The following is a 13281-nucleotide window of genomic DNA, read 5'->3' as shown; positions in this document are numbered from 1 at the left end:
GAAGTGCGATGATGAGTCGGTGGACGCAATCGGTGACGAGACCTCGGCTCCACTCGCGTCGGCACCAGCCGGCCGTGCCGATCCCTCGCGTCGACAGCTCGACCCACCGCGAGCCGACGATCGCCCCGTCGACAACCGTGTTAGCCAGAACCGTGCTGCCGAGAACCGGCATGCCGAGAACCGTGCGAACCCGATCACCGGCAAGGGGATCGAGTGGCCGTTCGACACCCTGCCCGAAGCGATCGAGTGGTGGTACCGGCCGGTGCTCGAAGCACAGTCGTGGCTGGCGCTGGCGTACCTCTTCGTCGGACTCGTCCTCGGGCCGGTCTTCTTCGCGCTCACCGTGGCCACGGTCGCCACCACCTCGGCGCTCATGGCCGTTGGCATCGGTCTTCTGCTCGTCGTCCCCGCGTTTGCGTTCGTCGACGCGCTCACCGCAGTCCACCGTCATCTCGCCTCGTGGGTCAGCAACACCGTCCCTGCCCGACGTCTCGACCCGTCGAGCGGACTGGGATGGTCGGCGATCAGCACCCGGCTCCACGACGCCAACCGGTGGCGACAGGTGTCGTTCCTGCTCGTGTCGCTAGTGAGCGGCCCCGTCTTCTTCGTCATCGGCTTCCTGCCGTGGAGCCTGCTGCTCGGTGGCCCCTTCGGGTTCGGATCGTTCTCGATCGGTCGGCTCCTCGCCAGTGCCGCGTTGCTCGGAGTGGGGCCGCGCTTCACTCGGTTCGTCGCCGACGTCGCCGTGTCGTTCTCGGCGTGGTTTCTCGGCCCCGACCCGAGTGAACGCCTCGAAGAACGTGTGGAGGAGCTGTCGACGCAACGCGAGCAGATCCTCGACGCCGTGGCGGCCGAGCGACGCCGCATCGAACGCAACCTCCACGACGGCGTGCAACAACAACTCGTCGCGCTGGGCATCGACATCGGTCGGGCGCACGCACGACTCGACGCCGACCCCGAGGGAGCCAAGGAACTGCTGGGCGAGGCCCGCGACAAGGTGCGCGGGTCGATCGGTGAGCTGCGGCTGATCGGCCGTGGCCTGCACCCGGCGGTGCTGTCGGACCGGGGGCTCGACGCCGCCTTGTCGGCCGTCGTCGCCAACGCACCCATTCCGATCTCGGTCGACGTGGCCACCACCCACGAACTCCCCACCGACGTCGCCGAGACCAGCTACTACGTCGTCAACGAAGCGGTCGCCAACGTCCTCAAGCACGCGCGAGCACGCACCGCGTCGGTGCGCGTGCACGACGAACCCGGTCTGCTGCCGGCCATCCGGATCGTCGTGCACGACGACGGCCGAGGAGGTGCCGACGCCACACGTTCATCGGGGAGTGGCCTGGCCGGCATCGCCGCTCGGGTCACCGGGGTCGACGGAGTGTTCGAGGTGGACTCCCCGACCGGCGGACCCACCACACTGACCGCCGTGATTCCCATCCGGCGGCCACGACTCACCGACGCACCCGCCACCGACACGCTTTCACGGCGACCAGACGCACCAGAAGGACCCTCCGCATGACCGACCCCATCCGCGCTGTCGTCGCCGACGACTCGGTGCTCCTGCGCGACGGCGTCGTGCGATTGCTCGGCGACGGCGACATCGACGTGGTCGCCGCCGTGGGCAACGCGAGCGACCTCCTCGACGCGGTGACCGAGCACGCTCCCGACATCGCCCTCGTCGACGTGCGCATGCCGCCCACGCACACCGACGAAGGCATCCGGGCGGCGCTCGCGATCAGAGCCCAACACCCGAAGGTCGCCGTACTCGTGCTGTCGCAGTACGTCGAGGAGCGGTACGCGGCCGACCTCCTCACCGGCGACACCACGGGCGTCGGCTATCTGCTCAAGGATCGCGTCGTCGACGTCGAGGACTTCATCGTCGCCGTTCGCCGCGTCGCTGGAGGCGGGAGCGCGGTCGACGCCGATGTGGTTCGTCAACTGCTGGGGCGATCCGGACGCCACGAAGAACTCGACCGGTTGACACCGCGCGAACTCGAAGTGCTCGGGCTCATGGCCGAAGGGCTGTCGAACTCCGGCATCGCCGAGCGGTTGGTGGTGTCGCTGGGCGCCATCGAGAAGCACATCACCAACGTGTTCACCAAGCTCGACCTCGCTCACGAAGAGCACGCCCACAAGCGCGTCCTCGCCGTGCTGCACTACCTCGGCGACCGCTGAGCCCACGGCCCAGACGCCACCGACCGCAGCGTGACGACCAGAGCGTGCCGGTGGGCGTGACGGTCAGAGCGTGCCGGTCAGGCCGGTGCGTTGGAGCCGAGGCGCGTCAGCCAGGTGCGCAGCAGGTCGTGTCCGGCGGCGGTGAGAATGCTCTCCGGGTGGAACTGCACACCCTCGACGTCGAGGTCGCGATGTCGCACGCCCATGATGACGCCGTCGTGACTGCGTGCCGTCACTTCGAGGACGTCGGGGATCGAGTCGGGTGCGAGCGTGAGCGAGTGGTACCGCGTGGCCGTCAGCGGCGACGGAAGTCCAGCGAACACACCGACGTCGCCGTGCTCGATCTGCGAGGTCTTGCCGTGCATCAACTCGGGCGCACCGACGACGTCGGCTCCGTACACGTGACCGATCGCCTGATGTCCGAGGCACACGCCGAGCACCGGTGTGCCGTTCGCGGCGAACGCGCCGATGGCATCGCAGATGATGCCGCTCGTCTCGGGTCGCCCCGGCCCGGGTGACAGGAGCACACCATCGGGGGCCATCGCGAGGGCTTCGTCGACGGTGACCTCGTCGTTACGCACCACGATCGGCTCCGCTCCGAGTTCGCCGAGGTACTGGACGAGGTTGTAGACGAAGCTGTCGTAGGAGTCGATGACGAGCACGCGCATCGGGCAAGTCTGCCTGATGTCGGCCGCCGCGTCGCGAGCGATTCGCGGATTCGGCGCGACGCGCTGGCGGCATCGCGTCGTCCGGCTCGGGCCGCGATCGAGCGACAGTCTCTGGTTCGTGATGCTTTGGGCTACGATGCCTGACTGATGGCACCCCCGAAGCGAAAGACCGGTGGCGGACGAGTCACCCCGAAGGGGACGCAGCCCGGCAACAGCCGCGTGACCGCGCCCAAGTCCGACGACGCACCTGCGGTCGCGGCGTCATCGCGCTACACCCCGAAGACCTCCCGTCGGCAGCTGATCCCGCCGAACTGGATCCCGATCATCATGGTCGCGCTGCTCGTCGGCGGCGGCTTGATGATCATGGCTCGGTACCTCATCTGGACCGGGTCGAACATCCCCACGCTGATCGGGCTCGTGGCGATTCTCGGTGGCCTGTGGGCCGCCACGAAGTGGGAATGATTTCCCGCTCGCTCACTCGTTGAGCACACGATCTCCCACTCTGTGGGAAACCCCTGTTCACCGAGTTCTCACTCGCGCTTCCTTGTCCACACTCCTGTGGACAACTCAGTCGTAGAGCGGCGCGACTTCGGTCATTTCCTCGAGGCAGTGCTTCGGCGGCGGTGGGTCCTCGTCGGGGGCCATGGTCATTCTGAGCTCTACGCCACATACGTCACAGCGATAATTGCGCTTGACCTTGCGGAGCTCACCGGTCGGCGGAGGCTCGGGAGGAAGTTGTGTCATGCTCCGTAGCATCCCGATTCCACTTTTCCACAGAACGACGCCGAAAAGCAGCCCGCAGCCAACCCAGAGAACGGTCGAAGCAGCAGGCATGACCGCAGCGTACCGCCGCCCTTCCCCCCGATCGCCCCACGGCGATGCCGCCATGCAGACGCTGCGGCAACGAACCCGGATTCTGACGTCAGCTTGCTGAGCGGTGTTCAGATCTTCTTCCCGCAAGGCGCATCGCGAGGAGGAGTACTGGCCGTACACGACGAGCTCACGGAACGCAGCGAGAAGGAGATCTGGCGCCGCTCAGGCCAGGCGTTCGATGATGAGGGCGTTGGCCATGCCGCCGCCTTCGCACATGACTTGGAGGCCGTAGCGCCCACCGGTGCGTTCGAGTTCGTTGAGCAGTGTGGAGGTGAGTCGAGCGCCCGACGCTCCGAGCGGGTGTCCGAGCGCGATGGCCCCACCGTTGACGTTGACGCGGTCGATCAGGTCGGGGTCGTCGCCACCGAGTTCGCGCAGCCAGACGAGCACCGCGGAGGCAAACGCTTCGTTGACCTCGAACAGGTCGATGTCGTCGAGTGTGAGACCCGAGCGTTCGAGCACGCGTCGCGTCGCCGGGATGTTCGCGGTGAGCATGAGCCGCGGGTCGTCGCCGACCACCGCGAAGTCGACGATCCGGGCACGCGCCGTGAGCCCGAGTTCGTCGGCGCGATCGGCCGACATGACCAAGACCGAGGCGGCACCGTCGGTGATCTGCGACGAGTTGCCGGCGGTCATCCGACCGCCTTCGGCCTCCGACCGAAACGAGGGCTTGAGGCGTGACAGTTCGTCGAGCGACGTGTCGCGCAGACCGCCGTCACGGAGCACGGCGCCGCCGTCGGCGCCCGACACCGAGATGATCTCGTTCTCGAACCGGCCTTCTTCCGACGCCTGTCGTGCGAGCTGCTGACTGCGCAGGCCGTACTCGTCGAGGTCGCGGCGACTGAAGCCCCATTCGTCGGCGATCAACTCGGCCGCGATGCCCTGCGACACGAGACCACCTCGGTCGGCGTACCGCGCGCTGACCGACGGGCCGAAGGGGAAGCCGTACTTTCCGTCGGCCGTCGTCGCCCCCATCGGGATGCGCGTCATCGCCTCCACCCCACCGGCGACCACGACGTCGTAGGCGCCGGCCATCACGCCCTGGGCGGCGAAGTGGAGTGCCTGCTGACTCGAACCGCACTGACGATCGACCGTCGTGCCCGGGATGTGCTCGGGCCATTCGGCGGCGAGGATGGCGTTGCGGGCGATGTTGATCGACTGCTCGCCGACCTGCATCACACAGCCGAGGATGACGTCGTCGATGATCTCGGGGTCGATGCCCGTCCGGTCGACGAGCGCGACCATGGTCTCCGCGACGAGATCGACCGGATGCCAATGCGAGAGCGATCCGTCTCGCGCCCCGAAGGGTGTTCGTACGGCGTCGACAATGACGGCGTCGCGCATCGAGCGCTGGTGAGTCGGCATCTTCCTTCGATCCAATCGGTCCGGATCGGCGCCCCCACGTCGATCCATCCGTCAGTCTTGACGAGCGCACCCCGTCTGCCCAAACCGTGGGAGCAGAACCTCGCCCACGCCGACGGCTGTTGGGCGTCAGTCGTCGACGGGCTCGGACCGATCGGGGGTGTGCAACGGTGCCAGCAAGCCGAGCAGGTGGTGTACCGACGCGATCTCGTCGTCGTCGAGGTGCACGGCGAAGTTCGCCTGGACCGCGCGCCGGTACGTCACGCTCATCTCCCGCCAGAGGCGACGGCCCGTACGGGTCAGCTCGATCTCGATCGCTCGGCGGTCGTCACGATCGGCGCGGGTCCGAGCGATCCAGCCTTCTTCTTCCAGACGGTCCATCCGGCGGCTCAGGCTCGACGGGGGAAGGCGGAGGTCGTCGGCGACCGCTTGCGGACGGGCCGAACCACCCGCCCGTTGCAGCGACCCGAGGACGTCGTACCAGCCGAGCGGAATGTCCCAATCGGCGCGCAGGGCGTCGTCGATCGCTCGCTCGATCTGGCTCGTCAGCGTCTGCAGCTCGCGCCAGGCTTCGATGCGGTGTCCGTCGAGACGGGCCATGATCGATCAGCTCCAGGCGCCAGCGCTCGCCGCTCGTCCGGTCAGCCCGTGGCGCGGATGGCCGACGCGAACGCCGACACCGCTTCGTTGATGTCGTCGGACGTGGCGATGAGCGGCGGGATCCAACGGATCGTCCGATTGCGCGTGCCGGCGGTCATCAGGATCAGCTTGTTCTCGGTGAGGCAGTGCTCGACGATGGCCTGCGCTCGTTCGGCGGTGTCGAACTCCGTCGCCACCATCAGGCCGCGTCCTCGCACGTGGAGGAGTGCCTGGTCGAGTTGCTGCAGATCGCGGAGCGCATCGATGAGCTGGTCACCGCGTGACTTGACGTTGTCGAGGAATCCCGGCTCGGTGAGCACTTCGATCGTGGCGAGCGCAGCGGCACACCCGAGCGGGTTGCCGTTGGACGACCCGCTGTGGCTGCCGGTTCGCCACTGGTCGTCGAGTTCGCGCCGAGTGCCGAACGCCGCGAACGGGAAGCCCGACGCGATGCCCTTCGCCATGCAGAGGATGTCGGGGACGACACCGAGCGATTCGATCGCGAACATGCGACCGGTGCGTCCGAATCCGCTCTGCGTCTCGTCGGCGACGAACAGGATGCCGTTGGCGGCGCACCGTTCAGCCAGCCCTTCGATGAACACCTTCGGCGTGGGGATGTAGCCGCGCTCGCCGATGACGGGCTCGATGACCATCGCAGCGACCTCACTGGCCGGGGTCTGGGTGGCGAAGATGCGGTCGAGTGCACGGAGCGCCCGCGAGACCTCGGCCTCCTGGTCGGAAGCGTGCGGATCGGGGAACGGCGCGATCAACACGCCGGCCGGCAGCGGTCCGTATCCCTCACGATCGATCGCCCGGCTGCTCGACATCGCCATCGTGTAGTGGGTGCGGCCGTGGAAGGCCCCGTCGAACACCACCACGTTGCGACGGCCCGTCGCGTGCTTCGCGAGCTTGACGGCCGCCTCGAGCACCGCGTCGCTCGACGAGTCGAAATAGAAGGTGTCGAGGCCGTCGGGGGTGATCTCGGCGAGCTTCGTCGCCAACGGATCGAGCAGGTCGTGGCGGTACACGTTGATCTGGGCGTGCACGATCTTGGCAGCCTGCTCGGAGATCGCCTGCACGACCTTCGGATGGGCGTGGCCGGTCGACGCCGCTGCGATGCCGGACGTGAAGTCGAGGTACTCGTTGCCGTTCGTGTCGACGACGCGGCAACCGATGCCGCGTTCGATCTGCAGATCGGTGACCTTCGACCACACTCCGGACAGATGTGAACCGGGGGAGCTCATCCCAAGAGCCTATGAGGTGCCTCTGACCGAACCGAGGGACGGTCCCCGGCCAACCTGGTTACATCGCTCCCGGAGCGATGTAACCAGGTTGGGGGATTCGGGGTCAGAACGCGGCGGCCAAGACCTCGTCGTAGGTCGATGCGAGATGGAAGGTCATCTCGTTGCGCACCGACTCGGGCACATCGTCGATGTCGGGACCGTTGCGCTTGGGCAACACGACTTCGGTGAGGCCCATCCGGTGCGCGGCCAGCACCTTCTGCTTCACGCCGCCGATCGGCAGGACCTGGCCCTGCAACGTGATCTCGCCGGTCATCCCGACCGTCGACTTGACCGACCGATCGGTGAGCAGCGAGACGAGCGCCGTCGTCATCGTGATGCCCGCCGACGGGCCGTCCTTCGGCACCGCTCCCGCCGGGACGTGGATGTGGAACCGACGGCGCAACGCGTCGTCGTCGAGGCCCAGCTCGGTGGCGTGGCTACGGACGTAGTTGAGCGCGATCTGTGCCGACTCCTTCATGACGTCGCCGAGCTGACCGGTGAGGGTGAGGCCGGGTTCGGCGTCGGCTCCGGTCGGGAACGCGGTCGTCTCGATGAACAGCACGTCGCCGCCGACACCGGTGACCGCGAGACCGGTGGCGATGCCCGGCTCGGAGGTGCGCTCCGGGATCTCATCGTCGACCTTCGGCCGGCCGAGCCAGTCGCTCAGATGCTCGTTGTCGATCTCGACCGGCGTCTCGGTGCCCGTGGCGACCTTCGAGGTGACCTTGCGGACGAGTCGCCCGAGCTCTCGTTCGAGTGAACGAACGCCGGCCTCTCGCGTGTAGCCACGGATCACCGAGCCGATGAGCTCGTCGTCGACGACCAACTCGCCCTCGGTCAGACCCGCCCGCTCGATCTGACGAGGCAACAGGTACCGGTTGGCGATGTACAGCTTCTCGGCCTCGGTGTAGCCGTCGAGCTGCACGAGATCCATGCGGTCGAGCAGCGGCGCCGGAATGGTGTCGGCGACGTTGGCCGTCGCGATGAACACCACCTCCGACAGGTCGAGATCGACCTCGAGGTAGTGGTCACGGAAGGTGTGGTTCTGGGCCGGGTCGAGCACTTCGAGCAGAGCGGCAGTCGGATCTCCCGACCATCCACCCGCGGTGAGCTTGTCGACCTCGTCGAGCAGGATGACCGGATTCATGGTGCCGGCCTCCTGCAGCGCCCGGACGATACGACCCGGCTGCGACCCGACGTAGGTACGACGGTGCCCGCGGATCTCCGCTTCGTCACGAACACCACCGAGCGCGACACGCACGAACTCGCGACCCATCGCCCGAGCGATCGACTCACCGAGCGATGTCTTGCCCACACCGGGAGGCCCGACCAGCGTGATGACATTGCCCTCGCCGCGTTGATTGTCACGGCCTGACGGCTTGCTGCTGCCACCCGAATCTGGACGGCCGTGACCCGAGGCTTGGTCGCTGGCGCCGTCATGATCGTCACGGCCTGACGTCGGGCTACTGCCATCCGAATCTGGACGGCCGTGACCCGAGGCTTGGTCGCTGGCGCTCCCGGCGCCCGGCGCGACGTCATCGCTGGTTTGCTCACTCGCCTCTTCGTTTCCTCGCTTTGCTCCGTTCGTTCCGCGCCAGCGGTCGAGGCCACGGTCGTGGCGGAGTTTGCGGGCGGCGAGGAACTCGATGATGCGTTCCTTCACGTCATCGAGGCCGTAGTGATCGGCGTCGAGAATCTCCTGCGCCTTCGCCAGGTCGAGTTCGTCGTCGCTCCGCTCACCCCACGGCATCTCGAAGATCCGGTCGAGCCACGTCCGCACCCACGAGTGCTCCGGCGACTGCTCGTTCATCCGCTCGAACCGATCGAGTTCTTTCGCGACGAAGTTCTTCACCACGTCGGGCGCATCGAGCTCGTCGAGCTTGGCGCGGTATTCGCCGACGACATCGTCGTCGCCCTCGCCGAGCTCCTTGCGGATCGAGTTGAGCTGCTGACGAAGCAAGAACTCGCGCTGCTGCTTGTTCATGCCCTCGCTGACGTCGTTGCGGATCGTCTCGGCGACCTGCAACTCGTTGAGGTGGTTGCGCGCCCACGAGTGGATCGCGTCGACACGGTCCGACACGTCGACCGCTTGCAGCACGCGCAGCCGATCGTCGTCGCCGAACTCCGCCCACAGCGCGACCGCGTCGGCCAGCGCACCCGGATCGGTGATCGTGCGCAGGATCTCGGGAAGACGACGTGAGCGACGAAGCTCGGCGATCAGCTCGAGCGCCGCCCGCAACTCACGCGTCGCCGCTTCGACACGACCGCTCGTCGGCTGATCGATCAGGAACTCCGCGTCGGCGAACGTGGCCGTGGGCTCCAGATCGTTCGAGTCGGACTCGTGCACTGCGAGGATGCGCGCCCGCCGATCGACCTTGATGATCGCCGCCGGCTCACCCGTCGGCAGGTTGCCGACGTTGGGGACGGTGGCGATGACGCCGAGCGTGCGCTCGGCACCGCCGGTCAGCAGCAGCCGACCGTCGGCGGCTCGCGCCGCCTCGATCGCGACTCGAACGGCGTCGGACGCGATGGCGATGGTGACCGTGGCCCCGGGCAGGACGGGGCTCGGCAGGTGAACGAGGGGAAAGCGGGTGAGTGTCTCCGTGTTGGACATGGAGACACACTAGATTCACTTTTCTTGAGTGCCAACCACTCAACATCGGAATATTGACCGCAGTCGATGTGTTGCCGGACGGTTTGTCTCTGAGACAAACCGTCCGGTGTGGTCAGAGGGTGGCGGCGTGAGCCACGGCCTCGTCCCAGCTCGCGCCAGCGAGCAGCAGTTTGCGGATCGGCATCACCCAGCGCGGGGCGTTGACCCCGAGGGCACCGTGCAGCTTGCCCTCACGTCCGTAGAGAGTGAGGAACTTGCCGTCGGCGATCGACCCGGCGCCGACCAGCACCTCGTCGTCGTCGGCGGCCCGGCCGAGGAACTGGATGCGGATGTCGGCCTGATCGCTCCAGAAGAACGGAATCGGCGCGTACGGCTCGGGAGCTTCGCCCGCGGCGACTGCGAGCATGCTGCGCGCGGCTGCGGCCCCCTGCTCGGCTGCGTTCGTCCAGTGTTCGATGCGCATCTCCTCACCGAAGAGCGCGTTCGGCCAACGCAGCACGTCACCGGCCGCGTACACGCCGGGCACAGGCGAACCATCGGTCCGCCACGCCAGCAGGGTCTCGTCGCAGACCACACCGTCACGGATCTCGAGGCCACTGTCGTCGAGCCACTTCGTCGCCGGCACCACTCCGATGCCGACCACCACGACGTCGGACTCGACGAGCTCGCCGCCCTCGAGCAGCACGCCGGCAGGGTCGAGCCGATCGACGCGTACGTCGCAGCGGATGTCGATGCCATTGGCTTCGTGCATCGCACCGATCGCGGCGCCCATCTCGGCACCCAGGCCACGGATGAGCGGCGCCGACGCCCCCTCGAGCACGGTCACCTGGTTGCCCAACTGCTTGGCGGTGGCGGCGACCTCGAGACCGATGAACCCGGCACCGATCACCACGACGTGTCGACCACCGTCGGCGATCTCGGCACGCAAGCGCATCGAATCATCGACCGTGCGGACCTCGTGGACGTGCGCGTGTCGACCCTGGTCGGGCAGTCGCCGACACCCGGCGCCGGTCGCGATGATGCAACCATCGAAGTCGAGCGAGGTTCCATCGCTGAGGTCGACCCGGCGTGCGTCGAGGTCGAGATGTGACGCGGCGACACCGAGCTTCCACTCGACGTCGAGTTCGTCGAACGAATCGGGTTGGCGGAGATGGATGCGATCGGGCTCCCATTCACCGGCCAGCAACTTCTTCGACAGTGGCGGGCGATCGTATGGCCGGTGCGTCTCGGCGCCCACCACGGTCACCGTCCCCTCGAAGCCCTCGCTCCGCAGGGTCTCGGCGGCTCGCAACCCTGCGAGCGACGCTCCGATCACCACGACTTGTTCCAACTGATCAGCCATTCCGACACGATGCCATGCGCGCCTCTGTCGAGGCGTACCGTCGGGAGGGTGAGCACGAACCCCGTCACCGCCGAGGCGATCACTGCGATGATCGATCGGGAGTTCTCCGGCACCGGCAACACGTGCTTCGAGGTGGGCGACGACTACGCGATCGCTCGTCGTGACGTTCACACCGACGAGATCCGGCCCGGCGGCTTCGTGTCGGGTCCGACTCAGTTCGGTCTCGCCGACGCGGCGCTCTGGTACGTCACCTTCGTCGGCGTCGGTCGAATCGAACCGATGGCGATGACCTCGGAGCTGTCGATCCGCTACATCCGCCCGGCGGTCGGCGACGTGCTGTGGGCGAAGGCGACCCTCGACGTGGCCGGGCGGCGATCGGTCGTCGGAACGGTGAGCATCTGGACGACCGACGAATCGAAGCCGTCGGCGGTCGCGCAGGGCACCTACATGCTGCCGCACACCCCGTCGACGTAGCGGTCGCTTCGTTGCGTCGTTCGACGCAGCGTGTCGCCACGGAGGGCGTACAGTTCGGACGATGCCCGAGCTGCAACGGTTTCATCTCGCCATGCCCGTCCATGACCTCGCCGCGGCACGCGCCTTCTACGGCGAACTACTCGGCTGCCCGGAGGGGCGATCGGCCGATCACTGGGTCGACTTCGATCTGTTCGGCCACCAGTTCGTGGCACACCTCGACACCAACCATCCCGGTCCGGCCGGGCTCACCAACGAGGTCGACGGGGATGCGGTGCCGGTCCCTCACTTCGGCGTGCTGCTCACGCCCGATGCCTGGGCAGAACTCGCGGAACGCCTGACGGCGGCGGGCACCTCGTTCGTGATCGAGCCCCACACGCGCTTCGTCGGTGAAGTCGGAGAGCAGTCGACGATGTTCTTGCACGACCCGTCGGGCAACGCACTCGAGTTCAAGGCGTTCGCCGACGACGCGCAGGTCTTCGCGCACTGACATCAGCCGGCGAATTCGGCGGGTACGGGACGCGAAACGTTCGGAGAACAGCGATTCGTCACCGACGCTCGACGTGATCGGGGCGCAATGATGGCGCACATGCGGAGTACGCACCCATCTCGATCAGTCAGTCGAGCGCGACGCCGAGTCATGGCGGGCGCCCTGGCCGGCACGATGCTGTTCGCCGCGTGCGGTGGGGACGACGCGTCGACCGACGAGGCGTTGCCTGAAGCATCACCCGACACCCAGACCGATACTGGCACCGAGGTACCCGCCGACGTGGCGGCCACGGCCGTCGGGGCCGGGTTCGTCGACCTGGTCGGAGCCGAGGTGCTCCCGTCGGCGGAGATCGACACCAACCAGCTCCCGAGCGTGGTCGTCGACGACCTCACCAACGATCGCAAGGTCAACTTCCGCAACCTCGTCCCGCAGGACAAGCCCGTCTTGTTGTGGATGTGGGCGCCGCATTGATCGATCTGCCGCCGGGAAGCTCCCGGCGTCGAGCAGTTTGCTCGAGATCATGAAGACGAACTGATCGTTGTGGGCCTCGGCACACAGGACAACCTCGACGATGCCCATGCCTTCGTCGACGACTACGGCACCGATTCGTTCACCATGTTGTGGGACGAATCGTTCGAGACGTGGATCGAGATCGGCATCCAGTCGCAGCCGTCAGCAGTGCTGCTGGCAGCCGACGGCACGCCGATCACCGGCTGGATCGGCCCGTTCCCCGAGGACGACGTCCTGCAGCTCGCCGCCGAATCTCGAGCCGGCTGAGCCCATCACTCCGCCGACCGCTCACGCGTAGGTAGCGCGAGTGGTCGGCGGTCGAGGACGTTCCGGAGACGCTCAGTCGCAGATCGTTCCCGCCACGGGCGTGACCTCACCATCGGCATCGATGTGGTAGTTCGCCGACACCGAGCGCATGATCTGCGCGTCGACCAAGGTGATCTCGAACCGATCGTCGGTCACGCCGGTCGGCGCAATCGTGCGCTCACCGGTGCGCACGAAGTGCGCTTCGACCATCGTGTTGAGGCTCTTGAGTTCGGACTGGCACGCCTGGGACTCGGCGTTGCTGGTCGTACCGCGCACGGCGAACACCGCGACCGTGGCGAGGATGCCGAGCACGACGATCACGATCAGCATCTCGACCAAGGAGAAGCCTCGGTCGAATGGTGCCCGCTTCACGGCGGGTGTCACCTCGATAGCGTCGTACTCGTTCATGCGCAATTGATCGGCAGATCTCGCCGGTCTCTTGAGGAAATGTTGAAGAAGCATGTTGGTTCCTTTTGGACCCTGACCATTCGCATCAATGCCGAAAACGGAAGGAGCCCCGCCTTTCGGCGGGGCTCCTTCACCTGTTCGTC

At 67.0% G+C, this 13281-nt stretch carries 15 protein-coding genes; 7 read left to right on the top strand and 8 right to left on the bottom strand.

Annotation, left to right across the window (positions count from 1 at the left end; genetic code table 11):
- Positions 1-19: 19 nt before the first annotated feature.
- Both YM304_RS21665 and YM304_RS01035 read left to right on the top strand, forming a co-directional pair.
- Positions 20-1516: a sensor histidine kinase gene (locus YM304_RS21665; RefSeq protein WP_154723251.1), complete on the top strand. Its 1497-nt coding sequence runs from the start codon at positions 20-22 to the stop codon at positions 1514-1516.
- Positions 1517-1524: 8 nt separating this feature from the next.
- A complete protein-coding gene (locus YM304_RS01035; RefSeq protein WP_041298579.1) occupies positions 1525-2172 on the top strand; it encodes a response regulator transcription factor in 648 nt (215 codons plus the stop codon).
- A gap of 77 nt (positions 2173-2249) precedes the next feature.
- Here YM304_RS01035 and YM304_RS01030 read toward each other — a convergent pair whose 3' ends face one another.
- On the bottom strand, positions 2250-2840 hold the full coding sequence (locus YM304_RS01030; protein WP_015439769.1) for an anthranilate synthase component II: 591 nt from the start codon (positions 2838-2840) through the stop codon (positions 2250-2252).
- A gap of 147 nt (positions 2841-2987) precedes the next feature.
- On the opposite strand from YM304_RS01030, the gene YM304_RS01025 reads away from it, so the two are divergent.
- Positions 2988-3302 (top strand): hypothetical protein, encoded by a 315-nt coding sequence (locus tag YM304_RS01025; protein WP_015439768.1) that lies wholly within the window; start codon positions 2988-2990, stop codon positions 3300-3302.
- 105 nt (positions 3303-3407) lie between these two features.
- Here the strand turns inward: YM304_RS01025 and YM304_RS24485 are convergent, their stop codons facing one another.
- From YM304_RS24485 to YM304_RS01000, 6 genes are all read right to left on the bottom strand, one after another.
- On the bottom strand, positions 3408-3584 hold the full coding sequence (locus tag YM304_RS24485) for a hypothetical protein (protein ID WP_154723250.1): 177 nt from the start codon (positions 3582-3584) through the stop codon (positions 3408-3410).
- Between the two features lie 291 nt (positions 3585-3875).
- Positions 3876-5057: a thiolase family protein gene (locus YM304_RS01020; RefSeq protein WP_041298576.1), complete on the bottom strand. Its 1182-nt coding sequence runs from the start codon at positions 5055-5057 to the stop codon at positions 3876-3878.
- A gap of 147 nt (positions 5058-5204) precedes the next feature.
- Entirely contained in the window at positions 5205-5675 is a 471-nt protein-coding gene (locus tag YM304_RS01015) for a MarR family winged helix-turn-helix transcriptional regulator (RefSeq protein ID WP_015439765.1), read from the bottom strand.
- A 41-nt stretch (positions 5676-5716) separates the two neighbouring features.
- Complete coding sequence (locus tag YM304_RS01010; protein ID WP_015439764.1) at positions 5717-6958, bottom strand: aspartate aminotransferase family protein; 1242 nt, start codon at positions 6956-6958, stop codon at positions 5717-5719.
- Between the two features lie 103 nt (positions 6959-7061).
- A complete protein-coding gene (gene lon / locus YM304_RS21660; protein ID WP_015439763.1) occupies positions 7062-9611 on the bottom strand; it encodes an endopeptidase La in 2550 nt (849 codons plus the stop codon).
- A gap of 112 nt (positions 9612-9723) precedes the next feature.
- Positions 9724-10953: an NAD(P)/FAD-dependent oxidoreductase gene (locus tag YM304_RS01000; RefSeq protein WP_015439762.1), complete on the bottom strand. Its 1230-nt coding sequence runs from the start codon at positions 10951-10953 to the stop codon at positions 9724-9726.
- Between the two features lie 48 nt (positions 10954-11001).
- Between YM304_RS01000 and YM304_RS00995 the strand changes: the two genes are divergently transcribed.
- The 4 genes from YM304_RS00995 to YM304_RS00980 all read left to right on the top strand — a co-directional run bounded on the left by YM304_RS00995 (position 11002) and on the right by YM304_RS00980 (position 12691).
- The gene (locus tag YM304_RS00995; protein ID WP_015439761.1) at positions 11002-11427 is read left to right on the top strand and encodes a PaaI family thioesterase; all 426 of its coding nucleotides are present in this window, start codon (positions 11002-11004) and stop codon (positions 11425-11427) included.
- 61 nt (positions 11428-11488) lie between these two features.
- Positions 11489-11914, top strand: a complete 426-nt coding sequence (locus YM304_RS00990) for a VOC family protein (protein ID WP_015439760.1) — start codon at positions 11489-11491, stop codon at positions 11912-11914.
- Positions 11915-12064: 150 nt separating this feature from the next.
- Positions 12065-12385: a hypothetical protein gene (locus YM304_RS21655; protein ID WP_051071252.1), complete on the top strand. Its 321-nt coding sequence runs from the start codon at positions 12065-12067 to the stop codon at positions 12383-12385.
- A gap of 69 nt (positions 12386-12454) precedes the next feature.
- A complete protein-coding gene (locus YM304_RS00980; RefSeq protein WP_015439758.1) occupies positions 12455-12691 on the top strand; it encodes a TlpA family protein disulfide reductase in 237 nt (78 codons plus the stop codon).
- A 72-nt stretch (positions 12692-12763) separates the two neighbouring features.
- On the opposite strand, the gene YM304_RS21650 is transcribed toward YM304_RS00980, so the two are convergent.
- Entirely contained in the window at positions 12764-13192 is a 429-nt protein-coding gene (locus YM304_RS21650) for a competence type IV pilus major pilin ComGC (RefSeq protein ID WP_154723249.1), read from the bottom strand.
- Positions 13193-13281: the final 89 nt, after the last annotated feature.

This window comes from Ilumatobacter coccineus YM16-304, assembly GCF_000348785.1.
In the GTDB taxonomy this organism is placed as follows: Bacteria; Actinomycetota; Acidimicrobiia; order Acidimicrobiales; family Ilumatobacteraceae; genus Ilumatobacter_A; species Ilumatobacter_A coccineus.
The sequence above is the reverse complement of the archived record's forward strand: the minus strand, read 5'-3'. Positions and strand labels throughout refer to the sequence as shown.